Source organism: Allobacillus halotolerans, from assembly GCF_018967645.1.
GTDB lineage: Bacteria > Bacillota > Bacilli > Bacillales > Alkalibacillaceae > Allobacillus > Allobacillus halotolerans.
The window spans coordinates 13,604-38,317 of sequence record NZ_JAHLZF010000010.1 but is presented as its reverse complement, the minus strand read 5'-3'; the positions used below and the strand labels follow the sequence as shown (position 1 = coordinate 38,317).

At 38.7% G+C, this 24,714-nt stretch carries 24 protein-coding genes; 8 read left to right on the top strand and 16 right to left on the bottom strand.

The features are described from left to right. Positions 1-8 precede the first annotated feature (8 nt). From KQ486_RS08040 to KQ486_RS07995, 10 genes are all read right to left on the bottom strand, one after another. Positions 9-1,157, bottom strand: coding sequence for a thiolase family protein (locus tag KQ486_RS08040; protein WP_216687312.1), 1,149 nt, complete (start codon positions 1,155-1,157; stop codon positions 9-11). Between the two features lie 14 nt (positions 1,158-1,171). Next, entirely contained in the window at positions 1,172-1,942 is a 771-nt protein-coding gene (locus KQ486_RS08035; protein WP_216687311.1) for an enoyl-CoA hydratase/isomerase family protein, read from the bottom strand. A gap of 72 nt (positions 1,943-2,014) precedes the next feature. Then, on the bottom strand, positions 2,015-3,052 hold the full coding sequence (locus tag KQ486_RS08030) for an acyl-CoA dehydrogenase family protein (protein ID WP_216687310.1): 1,038 nt from the start codon (positions 3,050-3,052) through the stop codon (positions 2,015-2,017). A 14-nt stretch (positions 3,053-3,066) separates the two neighbouring features. Then, on the bottom strand, positions 3,067-4,230 hold the full coding sequence (locus KQ486_RS08025; RefSeq protein WP_216687309.1) for an acyl-CoA dehydrogenase family protein: 1,164 nt from the start codon (positions 4,228-4,230) through the stop codon (positions 3,067-3,069). After that, positions 4,221-5,483 (bottom strand): acetyl-CoA hydrolase/transferase family protein, encoded by a 1,263-nt coding sequence (locus KQ486_RS08020; RefSeq protein ID WP_216687308.1) that lies wholly within the window; start codon positions 5,481-5,483, stop codon positions 4,221-4,223. The genes KQ486_RS08025 and KQ486_RS08020 overlap by 10 nt, the downstream gene beginning before the upstream one ends. 18 nt (positions 5,484-5,501) lie before the next feature. After that, positions 5,502-6,806, bottom strand: a complete 1,305-nt coding sequence (locus KQ486_RS08015) for a TRAP transporter large permease (RefSeq protein WP_216687307.1) — start codon at positions 6,804-6,806, stop codon at positions 5,502-5,504. A 14-nt stretch (positions 6,807-6,820) separates the two neighbouring features. Further along, positions 6,821-7,321, bottom strand: coding sequence for a TRAP transporter small permease (locus KQ486_RS08010; RefSeq protein ID WP_216687306.1), 501 nt, complete (start codon positions 7,319-7,321; stop codon positions 6,821-6,823). Between the two features lie 52 nt (positions 7,322-7,373). Then, positions 7,374-8,456, bottom strand: coding sequence for a TRAP transporter substrate-binding protein (locus KQ486_RS08005; protein ID WP_216687305.1), 1,083 nt, complete (start codon positions 8,454-8,456; stop codon positions 7,374-7,376). Between the two features lie 138 nt (positions 8,457-8,594). Further along, positions 8,595-9,350, bottom strand: coding sequence for an IclR family transcriptional regulator (locus tag KQ486_RS08000; RefSeq protein WP_216687304.1), 756 nt, complete (start codon positions 9,348-9,350; stop codon positions 8,595-8,597). 72 nt (positions 9,351-9,422) lie between these two features. Then, positions 9,423-10,628, bottom strand: coding sequence for a benzoate/H(+) symporter BenE family transporter (locus tag KQ486_RS07995; RefSeq protein ID WP_216687303.1), 1,206 nt, complete (start codon positions 10,626-10,628; stop codon positions 9,423-9,425). A 126-nt stretch (positions 10,629-10,754) separates the two neighbouring features. On the opposite strand from KQ486_RS07995, the gene KQ486_RS07990 reads away from it, so the two are divergent. Further along, positions 10,755-11,894, top strand: a complete 1,140-nt coding sequence (locus tag KQ486_RS07990) for a glycerate kinase (protein WP_216687302.1) — start codon at positions 10,755-10,757, stop codon at positions 11,892-11,894. A 1-nt stretch (position 11,895) separates the two neighbouring features. Here KQ486_RS07990 and KQ486_RS07985 read toward each other — a convergent pair whose 3' ends face one another. Both KQ486_RS07985 and KQ486_RS07980 read right to left on the bottom strand, forming a co-directional pair. Then, positions 11,896-12,225: a hypothetical protein gene (locus KQ486_RS07985; RefSeq protein ID WP_144161794.1), complete on the bottom strand. Its 330-nt coding sequence runs from the start codon at positions 12,223-12,225 to the stop codon at positions 11,896-11,898. 166 nt (positions 12,226-12,391) lie between these two features. Then, positions 12,392-12,703, bottom strand: coding sequence for a hypothetical protein (locus tag KQ486_RS07980; protein ID WP_216687301.1), 312 nt, complete (start codon positions 12,701-12,703; stop codon positions 12,392-12,394). Positions 12,704-12,951: 248 nt separating this feature from the next. Here KQ486_RS07980 and KQ486_RS07975 point away from each other — a divergent pair, with 248 nt between their 5' ends. Genes KQ486_RS07975 through KQ486_RS07965 form a run of 3 tightly spaced genes read left to right on the top strand, consistent with a single transcriptional unit; the run spans position 12,952 to position 15,982 of the window. Further along, positions 12,952-13,923, top strand: a complete 972-nt coding sequence (locus KQ486_RS07975) for a Bug family tripartite tricarboxylate transporter substrate binding protein (RefSeq protein WP_216687300.1) — start codon at positions 12,952-12,954, stop codon at positions 13,921-13,923. Positions 13,924-13,969: 46 nt separating this feature from the next. Continuing rightward, positions 13,970-14,452, top strand: a complete 483-nt coding sequence (locus tag KQ486_RS07970) for a tripartite tricarboxylate transporter TctB family protein (protein ID WP_216687299.1) — start codon at positions 13,970-13,972, stop codon at positions 14,450-14,452. A gap of 15 nt (positions 14,453-14,467) precedes the next feature. Next, positions 14,468-15,982 carry a tripartite tricarboxylate transporter permease gene (locus KQ486_RS07965; protein ID WP_216687298.1) on the top strand — a complete coding sequence of 505 codons (1,515 nt, stop codon included), beginning with the start codon at positions 14,468-14,470 and terminating at the stop codon, positions 15,980-15,982. A gap of 52 nt (positions 15,983-16,034) precedes the next feature. On the opposite strand, the gene KQ486_RS07960 is transcribed toward KQ486_RS07965, so the two are convergent. Beyond that, positions 16,035-17,045: a dipeptidase gene (locus tag KQ486_RS07960; protein ID WP_216687297.1), complete on the bottom strand. Its 1,011-nt coding sequence runs from the start codon at positions 17,043-17,045 to the stop codon at positions 16,035-16,037. Positions 17,046-17,169: 124 nt separating this feature from the next. Between KQ486_RS07960 and KQ486_RS07955 the strand changes: the two genes are divergently transcribed. Next, complete coding sequence (locus tag KQ486_RS07955; protein WP_186278568.1) at positions 17,170-17,343, top strand: hypothetical protein; 174 nt, start codon at positions 17,170-17,172, stop codon at positions 17,341-17,343. Positions 17,344-17,389: 46 nt separating this feature from the next. Here the strand turns inward: KQ486_RS07955 and KQ486_RS07950 are convergent, their stop codons facing one another. Beyond that, positions 17,390-18,868 (bottom strand): RsiV family protein, encoded by a 1,479-nt coding sequence (locus KQ486_RS07950; RefSeq protein ID WP_216687296.1) that lies wholly within the window; start codon positions 18,866-18,868, stop codon positions 17,390-17,392. 118 nt (positions 18,869-18,986) lie between these two features. Between KQ486_RS07950 and KQ486_RS07945 the strand changes: the two genes are divergently transcribed. Next, positions 18,987-19,160 (top strand): hypothetical protein, encoded by a 174-nt coding sequence (locus KQ486_RS07945; protein WP_186278569.1) that lies wholly within the window; start codon positions 18,987-18,989, stop codon positions 19,158-19,160. A 220-nt stretch (positions 19,161-19,380) separates the two neighbouring features. Here KQ486_RS07945 and recQ read toward each other — a convergent pair whose 3' ends face one another. Continuing rightward, a complete protein-coding gene (recQ, locus tag KQ486_RS07940; RefSeq protein ID WP_216687295.1) occupies positions 19,381-21,528 on the bottom strand; it encodes a DNA helicase RecQ in 2,148 nt (715 codons plus the stop codon). Positions 21,529-21,678: 150 nt separating this feature from the next. On the opposite strand from recQ, the gene KQ486_RS07935 reads away from it, so the two are divergent. Beyond that, positions 21,679-21,954 carry an AbrB/MazE/SpoVT family DNA-binding domain-containing protein gene (locus tag KQ486_RS07935; RefSeq protein ID WP_186278572.1) on the top strand — a complete coding sequence of 92 codons (276 nt, stop codon included), beginning with the start codon at positions 21,679-21,681 and terminating at the stop codon, positions 21,952-21,954. 8 nt (positions 21,955-21,962) lie between these two features. Next, complete coding sequence (locus tag KQ486_RS07930; protein ID WP_216687294.1) at positions 21,963-22,352, top strand: type II toxin-antitoxin system death-on-curing family toxin; 390 nt, start codon at positions 21,963-21,965, stop codon at positions 22,350-22,352. 136 nt (positions 22,353-22,488) lie between these two features. Here the strand turns inward: KQ486_RS07930 and KQ486_RS07925 are convergent, their stop codons facing one another. Beyond that, positions 22,489-24,222 carry a DUF6119 family protein gene (locus KQ486_RS07925; RefSeq protein ID WP_216687293.1) on the bottom strand — a complete coding sequence of 578 codons (1,734 nt, stop codon included), beginning with the start codon at positions 24,220-24,222 and terminating at the stop codon, positions 22,489-22,491. Positions 24,223-24,714: the final 492 nt, after the last annotated feature.

Sequence of the window (24,714 nt, the reverse complement as noted above, 5' to 3'; positions counted from 1 at the left end):
ATCACTCCTTAAACTTTTTCAATAATCGTAGCTGCTGACATCCCACCACCAGCACACATAACTTGTAGTCCGTACTTCGCATTTTTATCTTCTAGAATGTTTACCAAGGTAGTCATTAGACGTGCCCCACTCGCACCAGTAGGATGACCTAAAGCGATTGCTCCTCCTCTAACATTCACCTTATCCAGAGGAACATTTAACTCTTTCATCCACGACAAAACAACCGGTGCGAATGCTTCATTACACTCAAAATATCCTATGTCTTCTACTGTTAGATTGGCTTTTTTCAAAACTCTCTTGGTCGCTTCAATGGGTCCGGTTAGCATTAACGTCGGATCAGAGCCAATTAATGTCCTTGCAATAATTTTAGCCCTTGGCTTTAACCCCAACTCTTTTGCTTTCTCTTCTGACATTACTAAGACAGCTGCAGCTCCATCGCTTATTTGACTAGAATTACCAGGAGTAATTTTCCCATCTTCTCGAAAGACAGTTTTCAAACTACCTAATTTTTCTACATTTGTCTCAGGTCTAATTCCTTCGTCTTTAGTAACATTTTTCTTTTCACCATTTACTTCTACTTCGATAGGTAAGATCTCATTTTGGAAATCTCCATTTTTTGTTGCTTGATCAGCCAGTTGATGGCTCCGCAAAGAATATTCATCCATTTCATTCCGATTCAATCCCCATATTTCTGCTATTCGCTCAGCCGATTCACCTTGAGGCACTATTTCATATAAATCTGTTAACTCTTTAGGTTCTTCTACCTTATCTGAACCCATTGGGTGACGAGTCATATTCTCAATCCCTGCAGCGATGACAATATCGTGATCTTCACTGAGGATGCTTTGCGCGGCTTGATGTATTGCGTGCTGAGAAGATATACATTTTCGATTTAATGTCATTGAAGGAGTAGATTGATCAAGCCCTGACATTAAAGTAGCAATTCTCCCAATGTTATTTCCTTGTTCCTGATTTTGTGTAACGCAACCAACAATCACATCATCAACTGAGTTTTGTGACAATCCCGCCCGCTCAACTAAGCCCTTTATGACGTGAGTCAATAAATGTTCTGATCTTGTATCGGAATATACTCCTTTTCTTCGCCCAATAGGTATTCTTATAGCATCAACAATTACGGCGTGGTTTGTTTCTCTCATTTTTGATTCCTCCTTTATTTCCCTACAAATTTCGGTTCTCTCTTTTCTTTGAAAGCTTGAATTCCTTCTAAATGATCTTTTGTTTGTTGTAAAATGACCTGTGCTTGATTTTCATAAGTGATTGTTCCTTTTAAATCAGAATTAGTCGTTTGGTTTAAAATTGTTTTAACAAATTTCAACGTCTGTACAGGTCCATCTGCCAATTCTTCGGCAAATTCAATTGCATAATCCAGTACATCTTCAGAAACTTGATTTACAATGTTTAATTCTTTCGCTTCGTTTACATCGATAATTGCACCTGAAAAGATAAGTTCTTTTGCCTTCCACGGACCAACAATCCTTGGCAGAAAATACAACGTTCCGAAATCTGGAATTAAACCGACTTTATTAAATGTCAATCCAAATTTAGTAGACGGATTAGCAAATACAATGTCGCACGATAGAGCCAATCCAAATCCAGCACCAAAAGCGTAACCGTTTACAGCTGCAATAACTGGTTTCTTTATCGATTGGATGATCAGTGAAATATTTGTTGTATTACTGATTTTTTCTAACGATTCAATTGTCGTTCTCTCACCCATCCCCTTAACGTCTCCTCCGGCGCAAAATGCTTTACCAGATCCAGTTAAGACAATGACTTCAACGTCGTCACGGTTTTCTAATTCCTTTAAAAACAAGTTTAGATCTCGTTTTACATCTACCGATAAAGCATTTAATTTGCTTGGATCATTCAGTTTTATAACCGCAACCTTATTTTTGATGGACAAATCGACTTTATTAGACACAAACGACACCTCCTAATACCGTTTAACGGTACAATGAATTGATTACCGGTACGAAAACTCCAAAAAAATATCTTACTGTCCGACTAAAACACTATTACGTTTTAATTCATCCGCAATCAATCGTTTTTCTAATCGTTCTGTGCCTAACATTGTTGATAAACGATAAGCTCTTTTCAAGTAATAATGAAGCATGTGTTCCCAAGTCATTCCGACTCCACCGTGTAACTGGATTGCATCTTCAATTAACTTTACCCCTGAGTAAGATGCATAAGTTTTAGAAATCGTTGCTAAAAGGTTTGGGTCTTCAGTGCTGTTTTCAATCGACCAAGCTGTATACTCTATAGATGTTTGGATGCTTTCCTTTAGTAAATACATATCTGCTAACATGTGCTTGACTGCCTGAAATTTTCCGATTATAACTCCGAATTGCTCTCTTTCTTTCACATAATTTAGAGTTTCTTGAAAAACACGTTCTGCCATTCCACTTAACTCAGACGCAATCAATTGCTTACTGATCACCTTAAATTCTGAATGATCGTACGGTTGTATAAAAATTGATTCATTATCTATTTGTAATTGATTTAATTTCGCTTTATATAGAGGATGAGTTAAGTCAATTGAATTTTCACTAGAAAATTGATCTTCAAGTACGTCGGTATTGATGAATACAACTTCTGTTTCCAAAGGAACCAGAATCCAATTAACGTTATTAGCAAATGGTATGTGTCCGATTTCACCCTTTATATATCGTTGCTCTCCGTCTTCAGCTATCTCGAGGCTTGCTTTCCACGCTAAACTGAATATTGATTCCTCTGTGATATTGGTTATACTTTGATTTCCGATAATATATCTCGCCAAGATGTTTTCGATTACTGGAAAAGCAGGTAGATACTTTCCGACTTGTTTCATTAAAAGTGATCCTAAAAACAAGTTCATTTCTCCAGTTGATTTAGGGTTAATCAAGTCTTGTAATCCTTGTTCTGATAAAAATTGATTAACTGATGAGTTTAATGAGTTGTCTTCATATGAAAATTGAAAACTTTCTAATGCTTCATCCATCGTTTTACTGAATAATTTTTCTTCAAAACCGTAGTCAAAATTAAATGCCATTTTTACACATCCTTTTATTTTGGCAATCCTAATAGTTTTTCAGCAATAATATTTCGCTGGATTTGCGAGGTTCCCGCATAAATAGTTTCGCCTAACGTCGTATAATAAATATTTGTAAAATAATCATTTGTAAATGAAGTATGTTGATTGGTGAATACCTCATTGTCTTGCATATCCATATAAAATTTCCCTAACTTTGAACGTAGCTCTGACCAATAGAGTTTCTGTAGTGAAGCTTCAGGACCTATTTTCCCATCGTTATTCACATAATTACTTATTGTTTTCAAACCGTGATAACGCATGATTTGCAACTCTACAAATAATTCCGCTACTCGTTGGTCCATCACTGGTTCATCTTGTGCACTAATGTAATGTTCAATAGCACGAGATAGTTCCGTTTCAAATCGAGCTTGTCGACCAAGCGCTAAAATTCCACGTTCATAAGATAATGTCGTCATAGCTATCTTCCAACCAGCATTTATCTCTCCAATGTGATTTTCTTTAGGTATACGAACATCTTGAAAAAAGATCTCATTAAATTCAGCTTCTCCTGAAATTTTCTGTAATGGTCTAATAGATACACCTTCTGCATCCATTGGTACAAGTAAATAGGTGATGCCTTTGTGCTTCGGTTGCTCAGAATCTGTGCGTGCTAATAAAAAGCACCAATTGGCTTTACTAGCTGATGTCGTCCAAACTTTTTGTCCGTTTATTACCCATTCATCTCCATCAAGAACCGCTTTCGTTTCCAAAGCAGCCAAATCTGACCCTGCATTCGGTTCTGAAAACCCTTGACACCATATATCTTCACTGGAAATTAATCTTGGTAAGAATCTACGTTTCTGTTCTTCCGTCCCATATTTCATTAATGTAGGTGCTAGCAAGATCTTACCAAGGAAACTATGACCTTTCGGAGCGTCTGCTCGACCAAGTTCTTCTTCAAGCATAATCTCCTTAATAGCCGATTCGCCTTGGCCGCCATACTCTACCGGCCAAGTTAATCCTGAATAACCAGCTTCATATAATTTGTAATCCCAAGAATCTACAAACTCTTCATAACGTGCTTGGTCAGCAGTTCGTTGTTCAATATCATTCCACCAATCTGGCAAGGCTGACTTCAGCCATTCTCTTACTTCACTTTTAAACAATTCAACGTCTTCAGATAATTTTAAGTCCATTTGTCCACCTCTTTTTGTGCTCTTCTTAATTTATCCCTGAACTTTGGATGTGCAATTTTTATCATTTCTTCATTTCGCTCGGCTAGTGTTTTCCCAAATAATTTTGCGATTCCATATTCTGTTACAACATAATCGACATGGCTTTTTAAGCTCGTGACTTCTTGGATCCGATGAACAATTTTGGAGTGCTTTTCATTTTTTGTAGAAGATGGCAACACTATCATTGACCTACCTCCACTAGATAAATTGGATCCTACGATAAAGTCCATCTGACCTCCTACACCAGCAATTGTCTGACCATTCAATTTTTCTGCATTTACTTGACCGCTGATGTCTACCTCAACTGCTGAGTTAATGGAGAAAAATTGGTCTTTAGAGCCAAGTACATGAACATTATGCGTTTCATCAACAGGCAAAAGATGAATCGCTTCATTATTATGAGCGAATTCATATAACCTGTTTGTTCCTATTATTGAAGTTGCGATAATTGGTTCAACTACATTACCTTCCTGAATCATTTCAATAATGGAATCAGATATCGAACCTGAATGTACCTTGATATTACTTTTGTTTGTTAATTGACTTACTACACTGTTGGGGACATTACCGATTCCCCATTGAATTGTTGCACCATCGGGTATCAAATCAGCTGCTAACCGGCCGATTTTCAATGCAATATCGTCAGGTTCCTTGAATTCAATATAATTTACCTTCTTATCTGATAGAACAAAGTAATCAACATTTCTTACATTGACAAGACTATCCCCATGGGTAAAGGGCATGCCTTCATTCACCTCTGCGATCACCAATGAAGCATTCTTGATCAGATGGTGATTTACATCAACAGATGTCCCCAGTGAACAATATCCTTCTGCGTTCGGTGGGGTTAACTGAATAAATGCAACATCTGTTTGTTGTTCATGGATAAAACGAGGTATTTGAGAAACATTGATTGGAATATAGTCACAATTTCCTCTCTTGAACGCTTCATTTAAACTGATATTTGATAAAAAGGTTTTAATGTTGAAATATTCACTTACTTTCTCTGATGCGTATTTTGCTTGACTACCCACTACATTGACGAACATTGTTAATCCTTTTAATCGCTCTCTTTGATCGATCAATTCATCAACTAATGATTGTGGTTCATTCACATATGCAGACAAGAAAAGATTTTGGCTTGAATTCACCATTTGTACCGCTTCAGTGCAATCGATCACTTTCTCCTCGTATATACTTTGCCAGTTCGACATCGTTACACTTCTCTTTCCTTAATACATGTTATTCGGTAAATACAATGCAATGTCAGGGAATAAATATAATATCCCTATCAATAACAATATAGGAATGATAAAAATTGCTGCTCCCTTGAAAATCTCTCCTAACTCTAGCTCAGGGGCTGCCCCTCGTAGAACAAAACAATTCATCCCTATCGGAGGTGTAATCATTGCCGTCTCCATAACTAAAACAATAATAACTCCGAACCAGATTAAATCTAAATTCATACTCTCAATTAGAGGTAGAATGATCGGGATTGTTACCACAACCATTGCTAACGCATCCATGACTGAACCCAAAATGATATAGATCAGTATAATCAAGGCAAAAATTGCTACATCAGGCAAAGTTAATCCATTAAGGAAGCTTGCCATAACAATTGGAACCTTTGTGATCGTTAAAAAGTAATTCAAGATAAAAGCCATGATGATAATGGCAAATAAGAAACCGGTAGTTCTCAATGTTCGTGCCACTGCATCGATAAACACTTGAGTACTTAACCTTCTTCTTATTAATGCAATGACAAAAGTACTAAAAGCACCAATTCCGGCAGCTTCGGTTGGGTTGAACCAACCTAAATACATCCCTCCAATTACAACTAAGAAAAGTATTATTATCCAAATAGTAGATTTTAACGAATAAATCTTCTCTTTAAAGGAGTACTTTTCTTTTAAACGCGGTGCTGATCCAGGGCTGAGTAAAGCAATGACATAAACGGTTAACATGTATAAAGCCATCAGCAGAATCCCCGGTATAATCCCTGCTATTAACAACTGCCCAATTGATTGCTCAGTCATTGTTCCATAGATGATGAATAATGTACTTGGAGGGATTAAAACACCTAACGTACCTCCGGCAACAATTGACCCACTAGTCAAAGTCTTGCTATAGCCGTTGTTTAACATTTCTTTTGAAGCAATAACTCCCATTGTCGCTGTGTTTGCTAAACTGGAACCAGATGCAGCAGCGAATATTGCAGAGGACCCTACTGTTGCCATACCGAGTCCTCCACGAACCCTCATCAGCCACATTCGAAAGGTATTAAACAACTCAGTACTTATTCCACAGACGTACAAGAGTTCACCCATTAAAACAAACATCGGAATCGTACTCAATGTGTAGTTAAAACTGTGATCCCAAATAATTGTTTCGACAGCTGTTGTCAACGTATCCCAGCCGTTCAAATAAAGAATTCCTAAAATTGCCGGAACAGCCATTGAAATCGCAATAGGGATTCTGAAGAACATCATTATAAACATGAGAATAATCCCTAAAAAACCTATGAATTCTACTTGCATATCCCTCCCCCTTTCTAATGATTAGTCCTTTTGGTAGTTAGTTCGATAATTACTTCTATCGCTTTTAATAAAGCTTGGAGCCCCCATATAAAGAATCCAGCTACGATAAGAAAGTCGAAAGGAAAGTAAGGAATTTCTAATAAATTTGTACTCAGTACCATGTTGTTTTTATGGTTTAATCCTACACCTACATAAATGTAAGCAATCATGATTGTTACAACGGCAACAAACAAATACGCAATTACGTCAAATACCTTTTGAAGGTTATTTGGAAATTTATCCACCACGATTCCGATCGAGATGTGACTCTCCGATTGTTGCGCATAAGCCAACCCACACGCTATCAAGGCAACCATGCTTAGCTGAACTACTTCAATATCTCCCACAATCGGTTTAGAGAATAGGCGCCCGATAACAGCCACTGTTATAAAAAACATCATAAAAGTAATAGTGGCTAGCGCGAGATACTTAGTTAAATAAGTTAAAAATGAAATTATTTTTTGGATGATTTTCATTCGATCACTCCGAACACTTATGATGCTTCACTCCAAAAAGTGGTCGCATACTTTAAAATGGTTTATTTAATCCTTCTTCTTCCAACATTTTCATGAAATCGTCAACCATCTGCTGCCCGTCATATCCTTTCGAATTTGCATCTTCAATCCAAGCATCCCATGCAGATGTTCCTAACTCTCTAAATTCTTCCATTTCATCTTCACCAAGTTCGATAAATTCACCTCTGTCCTCAACTAACCCTTTTAATTCTTCATGGGAAGATTCTAGTTCTGTTGCATAACTCTCTGTCAATAATTCTGTTAATTTCGGATTTAATTCTTCTTTAAAAAGCGTTTGAAGATCATCTGGTAAGCTTGCTAAAAATTCTTTATTCATAATTGGTATTATTGGAGTAACCGAAACAGAAAATTTAGTAATGTAAGGAGCTGGTTCATGTAAACTTAATCCTACCGCTCCAATTGGTGTATAAAAAGCTGTATCGACCATCCCTCTCTCTAACCCTTCATATGTGTCTTCTGTTGACAATGAGACAGGTGTACCTCCAAGTGCCTCAACATAAGCATTTTCACTTTTACCGTTAACTCTCATTTTCTTTCCTTGTAAATCATCTACACTTGTTATTGGTTCTGTTGCAAATAAGTCATAGCCATCAGTAGCAGTTCCTGGAAGAACTTCTACATCTTCTAATTTTTCGGCAGCATATTTATCTCCGAAATCACTTAATACTTTTGCTGCTTCTTCAGGTCCCTCGAAAGCGAATGGCAAGTTGCCGATTGTATACGGAAAGAAACCAGTATCATAAAAATAGTTAGCAACGATAAAACCTAAATCATACAACCCACCACTTACGTCTTGGTAAACTGAACTTGATTTACCTATTGAACTACCATGGTGAATTGTAACTGTAACACGACCATCAGTTTTTTCTTCGACAAGTTCTTTCCACGGTTCGTAAACGTTATAGGAATAATGGTGGTTTGAATTAGTCCAGTTATTTACCACTAATTCATATTCTCCTTCACCATTGGAACCGCTTCCATTTTGATCATCAGCTGCTTCAGTTTCAGAACAAGCAACTAAAAAAGTCGTAATTGCTAACAACAAACTTACAACAAATAAATACTTTTTACTCATCACATTACCTCCCCTATACCGTTAAACGGTATATCGTATTGATTAACGTTATGGTTATTTTAACACACTGTAATCAGAATTCAATTATATTTCTGAATTTTTTAATTAAAAAAATAATACAGTAAATTACTGTATTATTTAGTACTTAATTTTTTCAGAAATAGCATTGGCTGCTTTTTTCAATTCATTTACATAGTCTGCAATATGATCTTCATCGAGTCTTGCAATTGGAATATTAAAAGTCAATCCGGCCAGCACTTCATTCACTCTATTTTTAATTGGTACACTAATAGCGCATGCACCTGAAACTCTTTCTTCTATACTAATTGTATAGCCTTGTTCTCTGATTTTTTTCAGTTCACTTAGTAGTTTTTCTTTATCGATAATAGTATTCTTATCAATTTGTATAAGATTTACAGTTTCTAAGTAGTTGTTAATTTCTTTTTGTGGTAGATAAGCTAACAACAGCTTTGCTGATGCTCCCGCATACAAAGGTGATGTTTGACCCACAAAAGAGAGCGTTGTTAATTCATGTTTTCCCGGTATACACTCAATACAAGTCCTTTGACCGTCTAGAATGACATTGAGCGTAATCGACTCACCGTATTTTTCTACAAGTGCTTTCATATAAGGTCTAGCAAACGTTAGAAGATGAGAGTTTTTTTCTACCATTTGACCTAAGAAGTAAACTTCCATTCCGAGTTTATAGGTCTTATTTTCTTCGTTTTTTTCTAACATATTATGTTCAACTAACGCATTTAAAACTCGTTGAAGACTAGATTTTGAAACGTTTAACTTTTTGTGTAGTTCAGCTAGAGAGTACTCTGTCTTCTCGTTTGTAAATGATTTAAGAATCATCATTGCCCGATCGATTGTTTGCATACCACTTTTCATTACTGCACCCCCGTCCCATTTAATATACCACTATATTATGTAAAAATATAACTTAACTTCTTAACAATTACACTAGTTAACTACTTCTCCTTCCACCTTCTCCCGTCTCACATCCTCCCCATCCATCAAATAAGCAACCATCACACCAAAGATTAACGCCCAAAACTGTGCGCCAATCCCGAAGATCGTGATATTTGCGAGAGGGATCAGGAAGGCCACCATGACAGCGTATTTAAATTTGCCACTTCCGATCGACATCGTAAATGTTTTGATTAGTATCGGTAATAACAGCAGGCCGACGAGGAATTTCAAAATACTCGTTGGATAAATCATCAAAATGCTGATTGCCGGGTAACTGACAAGGCCGAAGATAAGAGCAAAGATGGATGCCCAAACGGCTGCATAATATCGTTTGTCTTTTTCCCCGACGGCCGGGTCTGAAACGACAGCAACCGGTGCACCTGCGCTGGTTACACTATGGCTTCCGAAAAATCCGCCGAAAAACGTTGCGATCCCTGAAACCAAAATCGATAAATCCATATTCGTTCGATATCCTTCTGCCTTTAATATTGAATTTCCGATCGTTACCTCACCAAACAAACTAATGATCGCTAAGGGAATAGAAACGGTAAAAATGACCTCCAAGCTACCAGCAACAGGTCCAACCGTTGGGAAGAGATTGAATGATACAGAGCTGAATGAATTCGTGTGAAATGTTCCATCGACGAACAACGTCAAAGACAAAACAAAGAACACGACAATCGCTGCAGGAAATTTCGGAAACAGTTTTGTCGCAAGGATAAATGTGGCTATGCCGATGATTCCCCACTCAATGTGACTAGCCGTAACTTCCACGACGTACAGAACATAGTGAATGATCGTTCCAGCGAACATAGCCATCACGATCTCAAGTTTGATGAACCGTTCGATCCGCCGGTACAGCTTGAGCACACTGATGAGAATCAGCACAACACCAGCCATACTGAAAGCAAAAAACACTTCATCTATTGGGTATCGATGCACGGTAAAACCAACAAACACCGCCGTCGGTATCGAAGAAGACACGTTCAACGGTAGCTTTGTTGTTAACGACAGGATTAATCCCGCAATGCCCGCAAGCACGATCGCCCCGAAAATCCAATTTTTCATCAGTTCACTTGACCAGCCGAGTTGTTGGCTAACCTCGAATATAACCATTGTTGGAACGATTGCTGTTAAAATTCCGGCCAAAACGCCGTACATCATATAATTATAGTTAAATAACTCTTTCCATCTCATAACACAGGTCCTTCTTTTTTTATGTAGTGTTTATTATTATAACATGATGTTTCTCGACAATTCTGAATAAATATTAAATATGATAGAATTAGGAAAAAGATGTTCGATAAAAAGGAGACTCCTTCTATGAAAATCGTATTAGCTCCAGATTCATTTAAAGGAAGTTTGTCTTCAAGCGAAGTGACTCAAGTGATGGAACGGGCCATTAAAGATGTCGACGCAACTCATACCGTCGTTTCCAAACCGATGGCTGATGGCGGCGAAGGTACGATTGAGGCCATGTTAATTTCGAGAAAAGGAAGGAAAGTGAACGTACGATGCACTGGGCCGTTAGGTGAGCCGGTTGAGAGTTCGTATGTCCTTTTTAATTCAAATGAAGCGGTCATTGAGCTGGCGGAAATTGCTGGACTCACACTCGTCCCAACATCGAAAAGAAATCCAGATCATACAACAACTTATGGATTGGGTGAGGTGATTTTAGATGCGATTGACCGAGGTGCGAAATCGATCATGATTGGACTCGGCGGAAGTGCTACGAATGATGGTGGTTTAGGGATGCTGATGGCTCTTGGGATGAAAGCATGGGATAAAGATGGCCAGTCACTCAACGGCTATGGTTCGGATTTGCATCGTGTTCATAGCATCCATTTTGAAGATATCGATGAACGTTTGAAGGATATTGAAATTAAAGTAGCATGCGATGTTACGAATCCACTTTGTGGCGAGCGAGGGGCGAGTGTCGTTTTCGGACCTCAAAAAGGAGCAACCGATCAACAAGTAGAAAAATACGATCAGTCACTCCATCAATACGCCGAGCTCATCGAAAACAATCTCAGTCAATCCTATCAAAACATCTCTGGGTCCGGTGCAGCTGGTGGATTAGGTTTCGCCTTGCTAGCCATCGGCGGCCAACTCGATTCAGGAGCAAAACTGATTGCCGAGACAATTCATTTGGAAAAAGAAATTCAAGAAGCAGATTTAGTGATCACAGGTGAGGGACAGAGCGATGAACAAACACTATATGGAAAAGCACCCGGTTATGTCGCATCCTTAGCCAATAAACATCACGTACCTGTCGTTCTCCTTTCCGGCAGTCTGTCTGGTGATCAAAAATCATTAAATGACGCATTCACCAGCTGCTTTTCCATCGTGAATCGTCCGCTTTCATTAGAGGAAAGTATGAATGAAGTAAAGACACTACTATATGAACAAACAAAACAAATCATTAAGCTTGTGGGTGCGTTTTCCGCTAGATATTCAAAATAATTCAAACTACCTTTGTTGTTTCTGGTGAATCTTTAGGACCTCTACTCAATGTCAAGATCCCGTCAATCAATAAACAGATAAACGCTGCCCAATGAAGTAGCATGCCGAGCAAAGGAATAATACCGATTGTACTAGCTACAATCCCAACAACGGGGCCCCATATCTTTTGATTTGAATTCCTAGAAAGAACCAATGTAACAATGTGATAGACTAGCATAAACAATAATGGAATCCATAAAAGCGAAAGAATAAATGTTCCACCGATTCCTGGAATAACTAAAAAGAATTCCATTCCAGATCCTATAAGTTTCATCACACCGGAAATAACCATTTAGCCGCCTCCACAAAATTTATAAATACTACAAATAAGATATCCATTTACAGGTAATTTTATTCGAGAAACTGGATTGAAATGCTCACCTGACAAGGTTTAATAATAAAAGATAAAGATCTCCTTCGCATATCGAATAGCTTCTAAGTTAGATTGGTATATTAGCTCACTTCTTTAAACGATCTGCGTTCTCTTTTGAACGGTGAGCGCTTCTTTGAACATTCAGCTCTCCTCTTTGAACGATTAGCTCAACCTTTTGAACACTCAGCTCACTTCTTTGAACGATCTGCGCTCTCTTTTGAACAATCAGCGCACCTCTTTGAACACTCGGCTCAACCTTTTGAACGGTCAGCGCATTTCCTTGAACGATTAACGCTCTCATTTGAACGATCAGCGCACCTCTTTGAACACTCGGCTCACCCTTTTGAACGGTCAGCGCATCTCTTTGAACACTCAGTGCTCTCCTTCGAACGCTCACCCACGCTCCACCACATATGTCTCTCCCCCTTCTCCCACACCACAAAATAACACAACATTCAGATTTTCATTTTGACAACGCTTTCATTATTTCATTTTACAAAATGTAAGTGGTTTTATAAGTTTTTCCATTTAAAAGTAAGTAAAAAAACAGCTTGACTGACATTTCTATATCTTATATACTATTTTAAAACGTTTAAATTATTAGAAAATCTTTATCACATAAAATCATTAGAGGGAGAGATTAGAGTGAAAAGTCTAAAGCGTATGATCGGGGTAGCCGTTATTCCATTGGCAGTTGTATCACTTGCTGCATGTGGTGGCGAAGAGAAAGTTGAATCAGCAGAAGCGTTTCCGTCAAAGGAAATTGAATTGACGATTCCATGGTCACCGGGTGGCGGAAGTGATATCGAAGGCCGCTTCGTTGCAGAGCATGCATCTGAATATATTGGTGAAAATATCGTACCTGTTAACGTACCAGGTGTCGGTGGTACGGTCGGTTTGGAAGATTTAACGAAGAAAGATGCTGATGGATACAATATCGGACAGATTCATGAAGGGTTACTTGTTGCCCACCATTCAGATGTAACAGAAATTAATTATGATAGTTTTGAACCTATTGCTTCTATGTCATCTTCAGATCAGATTCTTGCTGTTTCAACCGACATGGGCGTTGAAACGTTAGAGGAATTAGTTGAATACGGACAGGAAAATACCATCCAATTCGGTGGTACGGTTGCTGGAATCCCACGTGTATGGGTTGAGCAAATGGCGAAAGAACTCGATGTCCAGCATAACCTCGTCGGATATGAAGGGATTACGGAAGCCATTCAAGCACTCGCTGGAGGACACATCGACGCAGCAATCGTCGACTATAAATCTGGTATTGATTTTGTAAAAGCAGACGAGATTAACTTCGTTGCGATTGGTACAACAGAACGAATTGAAACAGCGCCAGATCTACCAACTTTCCAAGAAAAAGGCTATGACATCACGATGGGAATCAACCGTGGATATGTTGCACCAGAAGGAACACCTGAAGAAATCGTTGAGCAACTCGAAAAAGCTCTTGAAGAAACATCAAAAGATGAAGATTACGTCGAAGCCGTTCAAAATGCTGGCTCAAGTGTTAACTTCATGGGCACGGATGAATACAAAGAGTATTTAGACAAGCAAGACAAGATCATCAGTGACGTCATCGAAGAAGTAGCAGCAGAATAAATCATAGAGGGAGCCTCTCCCTCTATCTTTGTTAGGAGGAAGAATTTTGGGTGAATTAATCGTTGCCATTGCACTTATCGTCTTATCCGTATTGATTTACACACAAACCGACGACCTACCATCCATGAACGAATCGCAATTGGATGCAGGATCTTTCCCTCAGTTTGTGGCGATTATACTTGGTGGGCTGTCGCTCATTTTAGCGATCAAACAAACAATCGTCTTAGTAAAAGCACGTCAACAAAATAACGAAACATCAATCAAAGAACAATTGCTTTACATAGTGAAAGAACACAAACTCGTTTTCATCACGTTGGCTCTTTTATTCTTATATATTCTAGCAATCCAAATACTCGGGTTTATTCTATCTTCTATTATATTTATGATTGTCACGGCTTTGGTCATTGGACCGCGGACGAAAAAGAGTATCGTAACAGTTTCCAGTATTGCGGTAATTTTGACACTCAGCTTATATTTCTTTTTCCAAAACGTTCTTCAAGTCAGATTCCCAACAGGCGTTTTCTTCTAAGAGGAGGCTCAAACAATGTTCGATTTACTATTCTTAGGATTCGGTGAAATTTTCACAGTAAAAATATTGCTCGTTATCTTTATCGGGGTTGTCGTCGGAGTCGTCGCCGGCTTGATTCCAGGGTTTACCGTCGCCATGGCGATTGTGCTAACTTTGCCGCTTACATTCGGGATGGAACCAGTCACAGGAATTGCTGCAATGATCGGCGTATTCGTCGGCGGGATGTCCGGTGGATTGATCAGTGCGGCATTACTCGGCATACCAGGAACGCCCTCCTCGGTCGCGACCACCTTTGACGCTTACCCGATGGCTAAAAAAGGAGAACCCGGAAAAGCGTTATCGATCGGCATTTGGGCATCTTTTTTAAGTTCAATCGTTAGTTTGTTCATTTTAGTGACCATTGCACCACAGGTTTCCCAATTCGCCTTGAAATTCGGACCATGGGAAATGTTCGCGCTCATTTGTTTGGCATTGACGATTATCGCAAGTGTCACAGGAGATTCCATTATCAAAGGATTGATTGCAGGACTGTTCGGCTTACTCATTTCAACGGTCGGTGCCGATCCGATTATGGGCTTCGCTCGATTCACATTCGACCTCGATGTCCTTCGTGCAGGCATTCCATTTTTGGTCGTATTGATCGGAATGTTCGCGATTTCCCGATTGATGCAATCATTGGAAAAAAGCCAATTGGAAAAAGACCGACTTGAACGCTTGAATGAAGATGCTGCAGAAATGAAATTCACACTAAAACCTTTTCAAACCTTGAAAAAAGTCATTTCAAAACCGATGACGTTGATCGGCTCTTCTGTGATTGGATCGATTATCGGCGCCATTCCGGGAGCTGGCGGAAGTATCGCCAACATCGTCGCCTATGACCAAGCGAAGAAATGGTCCAAAGAACCGAAAAAATTCGGAACAGGCTGTGAAGAAGGCGTCGTCGCATCGGAAGCCGGGAACAACTCAACCGTCGGTGGTGACTTGATCCCTACCGTCGCATTAGGCATCCCAGGTTCAGCTGTAACAGCCGTATTGTTATCCGCATTGATGGTACACGGCATAACACCCGGTCCACTACTGATTGTAGACGAGCCAAACATCGTCGGTGGCATATTCGTCGCGTTCTTCATCGCATCATTCGCGATGCTGATCACACAATTCGCCGGCATGCGATTCTTTGTAAAAATCACCCAAGTACCAACGCATATTTTAGTGCCGATTATCTTAGTACTATGCGTCGTCGGTACATTCGTCTTGAACAACCGGACAACAGACCTATACATTTTACTTGCGATGGGCATCATCGGCTACTTATTTACGAAATATAAATACGCTCTTGCACCAGCGATCATCGGAGTCATCCTCGGACCGATTGCCGAGCTAAACCTCCGACGCGCATTCATGACAGACCCAGATTGGACACTTTTCCTATCCCGTCCAATCTCGCTTACATTTTTAGTGCTTACCGTTTTGTCGATATTGTTTACGATCTGGCAGACGAGAAATGCGAGGAAGAAAGCTCAAGCATAGATATAGATATAGGAAAATCCCGATTGCATTTTGTGCAGTCGGGATTTTTAATTTAAAACACCTTCCCATAAACCTTCAACCAATTCCCACCATAGATCTTCATAATCTCTTCTTTCTCAAAGTCTCTCTCCAACAATTTTTTCGTCAAATCCTGTAAGTTTTGATGCTTAAGAATATCAAAGGCTTCATCATCACTTGGCGGGAAGTATTTACGAAGCATGTCGCAGCAATCCAGCCCGAGTCCGATGTAATCCACACCAACTGTCTGCTTCATATGCTCGACATGGTCAGCAATCAAATCGATATCCCCTTCACCGGCTTTTCCAGATGCGATTCGACTTAGGATGTTGATGCCTGCAACACCGCCCCGCTCCGCAATTTTTTTCAATTGTTCATCCGTTAAGTTTCGCGGTGTTTTGGCGACTTCACGCGAATTGGAATGTGAGGCAATAATCGGCCCTTCGGCAAAGCGAAACACGTCTTTGAATCCGCGGTCATTGATATGCGTAATATCAAGCAGCATGCCTAACCGCTCGGCTTCTTTGACGAGCGCCTCGCCAAACTGCGTCAAACCACCACCTCGGTCTTCTTCTTCCATCGTAAAATGGCAACCGTCTGCTGCAAAGTTCCGGCGACTCCATGTAAGCCCGACAAACCGAACACCTAATTCATAAAAGACCCGCAACAAAGATATATCTTGATAAAGCGGCTCCACGCCTTCAAACGAAAGCATGATCCCGACTTTTCCTGTGTGTTTCGCTTCTAAAATATCCTCGTAACTTTTACAAAACATCAGTTCATCCGGTGACTCATCAATCTCTGCATACAACGCACTCACTTGATTCAGCGCCTTATGAAGCACCATCTCAGGAATAAATTCATCATCCTCAAAAATAGACGAGACGATCAGGTTGAATCCACCTTTTTTGAAGTTTGGCAAGTGGTCGGTCTCGATAACTTTGGTCCGCCCGAGTGCCCGCTGTTTAGCTACATCAAAAAGTAGATCGTAATGCGCATCAATAATAAACGCTTCATCGTGAATTTCTTGAATCAATTTGTCCATTTCATCACACCTTTATCAAATTCGTTAATTCAACAATAACATAATGAAGGAATTTGTGATTGCGACATCGAATTTACGGAGAAAGCATACATATAAAGTATATGAACATACGGAGGGGTTAGACATGAGTGATGACAAAAAGAAAGTAACGTTGACCACTGATGAATACGAGCGAGCGGAATTTTTGAAGTTATTAATTGAAGAAACGAAATCGCCGGCAGAGCTCAAGCGACTTCGAATGGAACTGAAACAGATTTATCATCAAGGGCATATGCGGGCTGTTCGTGAGCAAATATAAATTAAACCACTATCGCCGAAAAATCGATAGTGGTTTATTTGTTCATTTAAAACTCATTCCAACCAATTGGAACTTCAATCGGTCCACTTGATTTAGGACCAATGTGATAAACATTAAAAATAATGACGAGATGTTCATCGGTCGCATAAAAAGTGTTGTAGTCTTCTTCTGGCGCCGTCAAGTTTGACTCATAATCTGCAAATAACTTCTCCCGATACTGTTCATCACGAAGCTTCGTTTTAACGAGTTCGTCTAAACGCTCATATGAAATATTTTTATCTGCTAAAACCTCCTCAAGGTGGACCATTTCATCACGATCTAAATCGAAATGGAATGAATTGATTGCAGAGGTGCCATTCACTCCACCTTCATATAGATATTCACTCATTAAAATGGAAACATAATCGCCATACTGGTAAACATCTCGATATCCGATTACGTATTGTTCAATAAATTTAGTTGAATCTTCCGTTGGCGTTACGTCTTCTATGTTCGGCATATCTTCATTTTTAGCTACATACTCTTCATATAAAAAGTCGTCTAAAACGTTAATACCAAATTGAGGGACCTTGAATTCACTTTTTACTAATCCGCCAAACTCACCTTCAAGCTCAGTTTCTTCATATTTATGAATAAACGTCGGATTGCTTAGTGCTTCCAGTTTTTCAGTCTTTTCCGTAGGTTCGTTTGTTTTCACTTCTTCTGTTCCTGTTTCTTCTGTCTCGTTATTCTCATTCGTGGAATTCTCTTGATACTCAGTGGATATTTCATAATTGATCGCGCCTGTATCTACACTGTACGCATAATTAGCGTCCATGTCGTGTTCTTTTGTGACGATGAATTTCTCACCATCCAATTCAATCTCATCCACGATTTCGATTGAATCACCATATAGATTCTTTAAATCTTCTGTCGTTAAGTTTAATGGCTGCTTATCTGCAGATTCAGCTGTGACTTCATCAATTTTCCATTTTTCATTTTCTTTTTTGTACGTCCAATAATATGTTGACCCAGGGCCGGGATAAAGATGATTTCCAATCACGATCGATGTGGCTTGAAAAGAATCTTCATCTTGTTCAAGAACATCAAATCCCGCGATTACCATGCTTGGGTCCAATATTTCATAAGCATCACAATCACAATAAAATGCTTCTAAATAGTAAGAAGTGTATTTATCCTTGTATTGCTCTGTTGCCAAGTCGGTTAGTGATTCATTCGTTTCATCGACGGCCGCCAAAACTTCTTCAGAGCTATCATTAGAAAAATCCAATTCATACCAGTCCATGTTTTGTTGTTTTGTATCAATGAATCGATTCATTAATTCTTCAACGTTATTCTGGATAATCCCCTTCACTTCGTCTTTCGTTAATTCTTCAAAAGCTGATTCTTCTTCCTGTTCTACTGTTTCAGTTTCTTCTTCATTTTCTTTTTCTTCCGCTTCAGCTTCAGCATTATCTTCGCTATTGCAAGCGGACAAAACCAGTCCAAAGCAAAGTAATAACAAAACTAAATACTTCCTCTTCATCAATCTAAAAGACCCCCTAAAATATTTCCCCGATTTCTTTCTATTTTTAATGAATATACATTCATATTAACATATTTTTGAAAGGATGGAATGTAGTTTCGGGTGGAATGTGGGAGATGTGCAGATTAATGTTGAAGGTTGGTGGGTTGATGTAGAAGGAATCGGGATAAGCACTGAAAACTTGTGGATTAACACTGAAGGAAGCGAGTTTAACACTGAAGCTTGGCAATTTAACACTGAAGAAAGCGAGTTTAACACTGAAGCTTGGATATTTAACACTGAAGAAAGCTGAATTAACCCTGAAGCCCGGCAATTTAACACTGAAGAAAGCCAAATTAACCCTGAAGCTTCATCAATTAACACTGAAGGAATCGAAATTAACACTGAAGCTTCATCACTCAACACTGAAGAAAACGCTTTTAACACTGAAGCCAGACGAATAAATATTGAAGTTCAACAAAGCAAAACGGAAGCCTAACGTCATTCGCTAGGCTTCCGTCGTGCTGATTGTTCTACATCAACCCATTTTTCACCAAAACAGCTGTTATTTTCGTATAATCATAATCATCCGATAGAGCTTCTTTCAGTGGCTTCAATCTGGGCTCTTCAACCTGCTCACGTGCTTGCAACACCGCTGTTTCTTCTTCATCGGTAAAAAATATTCCCCATTGAATTGGCTTGCCTTCTTTATAAGCTTTAAACAGATGGCTTTCGATTGTTCGAGCCTGGACGCCGCGAATGACAGCGATATCTTTGATCGTTTTGCCGGACCTGAACATTTCATAGCTGATCATGTGGCTCGGGCGGTCGTCTTGTGGGTCAGCGTTTTTTTTTCTCGGTGTGGATGTATCCGAAATTTTAACCCGCTTCTTCACGTCCTGATTTTCCGCCCGCCATTGTTTAATCACGGCTAAGAATGCTTCGCCATATTGCTCGAATTTCCGCTCGCCGACACCTTTAATTTCAAGCATGTCTTCCTCAGTCGTTGGGAAATAACGGCTCAATTCTTTCAGTGTAGCATCGGAAAACAAGACATACGGCGGAACATTTCGTTCATCGGCCATTTGTTTTCGTAGCGCTCGTAGTTCTTCGAAAAGATCCGCTTCATAATCCGCATCTTCACTTGTCGGAATTGGAGCAACGAACATTTCAACGGTTCGCCTACCCATCAAGACATCGACGGAATTTTGATTGAGCCGGAGTACCGGAAACTTCCCTTCGACCATCGTCAGCAGTTGCTCGGCGACGAGAAAATGAATGCGTTCCGTCAGTTCTTTTTCCGTATAAGCCGATAGAATTCCGTACGTCGACAGCTCATCCAGTCGAAAGTTTTTGAGCTTTTGGTCGCGCGAGCCTTTTAACACTTTCGCGGTCATTCCAACGCCAAAGCGCTCGCCCATTCGCTTCACACACGACAAAATCATTTGCGCTTCTTCCGTCACATCCGCCTTCTCGTTCCGCTCAACACAATTACTGCAATGCCCACAAGGTTCTTTCGGCATTTCACCCTCAAAATAATCCAAAATGAAAGACGTCAGGCAACCGTGCGTATGACAATAATTGATCATCTCCTGAAGCTTGCGGTACTCATTCTGTTTCGCCGATTCATCGGCATTCGACTGTTCAATCAAAAATTTCTGCAGCTGAACGTCCTGCGGTGAAAACAGCAAAATACAATCACTCGGCTCACCGTCACGACCGGCACGCCCCGCTTCTTGGTAATACGATTCGATGTTCATCGGCATCGCATAATGCAGGCAATAACGCACATTCGATTTGTCGATCCCCATACCGAACGCATTCGTTGCAACCATAATCGTTTTTTCATCATGAATAAAAGCAGCCTGTGCCTGTTGCCGCTCTTCTTCCGTCAATCCAGCATGGTACTTCGCCACTTGAAAGCCACGAGACTCCAACTCACTATGTAACGAATCCACCTGTTTCCTTGTTGCTGCGTAAATAATTCCCGAGTCATTCGGACGCTCTTCAATGAAGGAACGGACATAGGAAGACTTATTCTTGCCTTTCACAAGGTGGAAAGACAAGTTTTCGCGCTCAAAACCCGTATTGATCACATGCTCATTTTCAATATGTAAAAGATCTTGAATGTCCGCGATGACCTCATCCGTAGCTGTTGCGGTTAACGCGACAAACACGGAGATATTCGGAATCCGTTTTAGATTCGGGACAATCGAACGATAACTCGGCCGAAAATCATGCCCCCATTGTGAAATACAATGCGCCTCATCAAAGGCAACGAGTGAAATCGATATTTTCCTCAACGTACGAACAAAATAATCCGACTCAAAACGTTCCGGGGCGACATAAACAAATTTATAAGTACCCCTTTCAATATCTTTCATCCGACTAGCCATTTCGCTCGTGGTAAGCGAACTATTAATGTAAGTTGCCGCAATACCAAGCGACTGAAGCGCATCCACCTGATCCTTCATCAATGAAATGAGCGGCGAAATAATGACCGCTGTCCCATCCATCGACAACCCCGGAATCTGATAGCAAATCGACTTCCCGCCACCCGTCGGCATGACAGCAAGCGTATTTTTTTGATCTAATATATAGTCAATCGTCTCCCCCTGACCCGGACGAAACGACTCATAACCGAAATAAGTTTGTAGAATTTGTTGTTCTTTTGTTGGCATTGGGGGCCTCCTTGAGTGGTCTGTTCTTTGTTTATTGTAGCATTTATGAATGGAAGGTACATCGTGTTAAAAAATATTCATTTAATTTGTTATAACGCGTTATAACAGTTATAATAAAATGAATAACTGAATATACTAGGAGGTAAGATGATGTCTTCGGTGGTGAAAGAAATGTTAAAAAGGAAAGTTACAAATATTGGAAACAGCAGTGGCATAACTATACCTCAAGAGGTGATTAAGCACTTAAATTTAAATAAAGGAGATGAAGTTCGGTTCATCTTAGAGGAAGATGGGAAAGTTGCTCTTAAGAAACATGAGCCGGTAAACTATGATGCAATTGAAGGAATTGATCAGGAATTCGTTGATGGCGTAAAAGATTTGATGGAGAATTACCATACAACCTTGCGAAATTTGAAGGATAGATAGAGATTACTATGAGATACCTTACTTCAAAAGAAGTTGTTTTCTTGAATATATTTTTGATTAAACAATATTCACCTAAAGAACAAGCCGGTGTGAAACATGCAAACCTGCTTGAAAGTGCAATAGCTCGGCCTAAACAAACCCTTTACGGGAAAGATGCCTACCCAACAATCGATCTAAAAGCTGCAGCACTTTTCGAAAGTCTTTGTCAAAATCATCCTTTCCATAATGCCAATAAAAGGACTGGATTTGCTGCAATGAAACAATTTTTGTGGGTAAATGGGATGAACTTAATCGCACCTCCAAAAGAAGCAGAAGAATTCACCGTCAAAGTTGTTACTGAAAAGCCTGATCTTCAAGAAATTGCTGATTGGATTAAGAAATATAGTGTATTAAAATAACTTATCCCGGCCCACCGACTTATGGTGGGCTTCTAAGTTGCTTTGTATTATGTGAAACGAACTTACCTCTTTTTGCTAACATATTTCATAGGCAATCAATTCACCTTTAACCTTTCTTCAATCAATAAAAATTTATCTATGAATTATTGGTAGATCTCTCAATCTCCATAAATTTCAAATCACTTTTTTCAAATTTTTTTACAGACTGAATTAAGGCAACCATGGACATTTTAGCCGCTGTTGACAGGATAGATTCAGGATTTCGTATATCATTACTTTCTTTAGGTCTAAATGCAAAAATGAATGAAATATTATCCTTATTCTTCAACGTATCATGGAAATCTTCATACTCTGGAAAATCATTTCTAAACTTACGTGCCGCTTCGGAAATTTGAGACTCAGTTTTATTATCATCATTTATTTTATTAATAATTGAATTGTAGTATTCTTTTAAAATAGTGTTATCAGATAATAATGCGTCTTCAATAATATGCATAGCTTGCTCAATCTGTTCAGAAAGGATTCTTGTGTTGCCGGCTAAACCATCTTTAACATGTACGAAATACACATGATCTTCCTCGACCAATAATAAATCACATAATTCTACGTATTTGTAAAGAATTTTATCTAGAACATAAACTGATGGGATTTCGTTGTGATCGTGATTGAAATCGCCCTCACTTTCGCCTTCCTGCCAGGAATTTATATGTTCTAAATAAATGTGTAGTTTATCTATGTCTGAGATTTTGTTTCTAAATTTATTGTTCATTTCCTCAATAAAAATCCGTTTTATTCTGTACCAATTACCATCCATTAACCAATACGTTTCACCTTCATGTCTTATCTTTACATCAAAGTGTTGGTATAAATTCGCAGATTCAACTTCTGCTCCTTCAACTATTCCAGTTAATTTGATACTTTTTACTATCTTTAATAGTTTATCTAATTCTTTATCAGTATTTACGTGTTTTTGAAATATCTCAATTATTTCCTCTTCAGTTTCATATGGTTCTGGGATATTATTGATGTGAATAAAATGAACATCACAATCTTGATAATAGGGTACTATTGTAAAATCCCTGCTATTATTAATAGAATTTGTTAAATCAATAAAACTGTCGATTAGTTTTTCATCCAACACTGTTTGAAGCGGATCTTTATCATCTAATTTATAGAATGGATTAATGTCAAATCCTTCTTCTTGTAACAATAATTCGACTGAACCTAACAATTTATCCATTTCATTAACAGTAATTGCTTTACCTAACCTAATAGAATCTTTCGCAAGAAACCGATAGTCTTTCTTCTTTGTTTTAATATCGATTCCTAGCTTTTCTTTAATTATCTCACTGGGCATGGCGACTTGAATTTCCTTAAAAAAGTTATTGAAGTCAGCTTCTGTATTTATCGTCACACGTCGATTATACATAGAACTACTTCCTAAAACATTTCCTGTAAAAAATCGATCATTTACTCTTTTTACAACATCATCATTTTTTTCAATTAATCTTGATAGTAACTCAAATCCAAACTCATAATCCTTCACTTTCCATAATACGTTATAACCTTGTCCAGCTGTTGCCACAAAAGTAACATTACTCACTTTCATAAATAGAACAAAAGATTGGCTAGCATTTTTATCTCGTTCTAAATCTTTTACTAGCACATCTAAGGTGTTCTGCCATTCAGGAATAGAAGTAGCCTTTCTTGTGTATAACTTGTATTGTGAAACATTGTTGAATTCATAGTTTGCACTTTCTTTTTCTATGAAACATTCATCTTTTCTCCTTCCTTCATTAAAATCATCAATGATTCCTTGCCAATCTAATTCATTTTTCACCCTATAAAAGGTGAAATGTGTAGCACTCATTAATAGTTTCCTCCATTTTAAAACATTGTAAATATTATGTAAATATATCGTACAATAGTTTTATTAAATGGGAAAGATTTTTATCTCATATCATCTTAAAATTATCTAAAAAGCAACAAAACACGACAAAAATACTATTTTTTCATAATAGCCAACTTTTGTTTCAACCATATAAAATGACAAGAAAACTTATACACATTAGTTTATTCCTCTGACTCCCCCTGACACTTCACAATATTATTTTCCGCTCGATTTAGATCATGACACTCGTTTAACAAGTAACCTAGAGGATTTGTCTATATGTGAATTTGTTAGGTTTAATAAGAGATTTTTAAAGTTTTTTACCCAGTAAAAGTGAATGTGATACTCACTCAACTATCGAGAACCACTATAATCAAGCCGATCAATGTGTAAAAGTTCGGCCCATCAATGACTTCTTGTTTCTTATAAATAAATAGAGTACTGCTTAATCAATTGACTAAAACCGAAATT

What these genes read in the sequence shown, in the direction of transcription:
- KQ486_RS07925 (WP_216687293.1), bottom strand. Translation starts at nt 24,222, where the DNA reads ATGAGTGCTACACATTTCACCTTTTATAGGGTGAAAAATGAATTAGAT.
- KQ486_RS07960 (WP_216687297.1), bottom strand. Translation starts at nt 17,045, where the DNA reads ATGGACAAATTGATTCAAGAAATTCACGATGAAGCGTTTATTATTGAT.
- KQ486_RS07985 (WP_144161794.1), bottom strand. Translation starts at nt 12,225, where the DNA reads ATGGTTATTTCCGGTGTGATGAAACTTATAGGATCTGGAATGGAATTC.
- KQ486_RS08010 (WP_216687306.1), bottom strand. Translation starts at nt 7,321, where the DNA reads ATGAAAATCATCCAAAAAATAATTTCATTTTTAACTTATTTAACTAAG.
- KQ486_RS07990 (WP_216687302.1), top strand. Translation starts at nt 10,755, where the DNA reads ATGAAAATCGTATTAGCTCCAGATTCATTTAAAGGAAGTTTGTCTTCA.
- KQ486_RS08040 (WP_216687312.1), bottom strand. Translation starts at nt 1,157, where the DNA reads ATGAGAGAAACAAACCACGCCGTAATTGTTGATGCTATAAGAATACCT.
- KQ486_RS08025 (WP_216687309.1), bottom strand. Translation starts at nt 4,230, where the DNA reads ATGGACTTAAAATTATCTGAAGACGTTGAATTGTTTAAAAGTGAAGTA.
- KQ486_RS08030 (WP_216687310.1), bottom strand. Translation starts at nt 3,052, where the DNA reads ATGGCATTTAATTTTGACTACGGTTTTGAAGAAAAATTATTCAGTAAA.
- KQ486_RS08020 (WP_216687308.1), bottom strand. Translation starts at nt 5,483, where the DNA reads ATGTCGAACTGGCAAAGTATATACGAGGAGAAAGTGATCGATTGCACT.
- KQ486_RS07995 (WP_216687303.1), bottom strand. Translation starts at nt 10,628, where the DNA reads ATGAGATGGAAAGAGTTATTTAACTATAATTATATGATGTACGGCGTT.
- KQ486_RS08000 (WP_216687304.1), bottom strand. Translation starts at nt 9,350, where the DNA reads ATGAAAAGTGGTATGCAAACAATCGATCGGGCAATGATGATTCTTAAA.
- KQ486_RS07965 (WP_216687298.1), top strand. Translation starts at nt 14,468, where the DNA reads ATGTTCGATTTACTATTCTTAGGATTCGGTGAAATTTTCACAGTAAAA.
- recQ (WP_216687295.1), bottom strand. Translation starts at nt 21,528, where the DNA reads ATGCCAACAAAAGAACAACAAATTCTACAAACTTATTTCGGTTATGAG.
- KQ486_RS07955 (WP_186278568.1), top strand. Translation starts at nt 17,170, where the DNA reads ATGAGTGATGACAAAAAGAAAGTAACGTTGACCACTGATGAATACGAG.
- KQ486_RS08005 (WP_216687305.1), bottom strand. Translation starts at nt 8,456, where the DNA reads ATGAGTAAAAAGTATTTATTTGTTGTAAGTTTGTTGTTAGCAATTACG.
- KQ486_RS07930 (WP_216687294.1), top strand. Translation starts at nt 21,963, where the DNA reads ATGAGATACCTTACTTCAAAAGAAGTTGTTTTCTTGAATATATTTTTG.
- KQ486_RS07950 (WP_216687296.1), bottom strand. Translation starts at nt 18,868, where the DNA reads ATGAAGAGGAAGTATTTAGTTTTGTTATTACTTTGCTTTGGACTGGTT.
- KQ486_RS07935 (WP_186278572.1), top strand. Translation starts at nt 21,679, where the DNA reads ATGTCTTCGGTGGTGAAAGAAATGTTAAAAAGGAAAGTTACAAATATT.
- KQ486_RS08015 (WP_216687307.1), bottom strand. Translation starts at nt 6,806, where the DNA reads ATGCAAGTAGAATTCATAGGTTTTTTAGGGATTATTCTCATGTTTATA.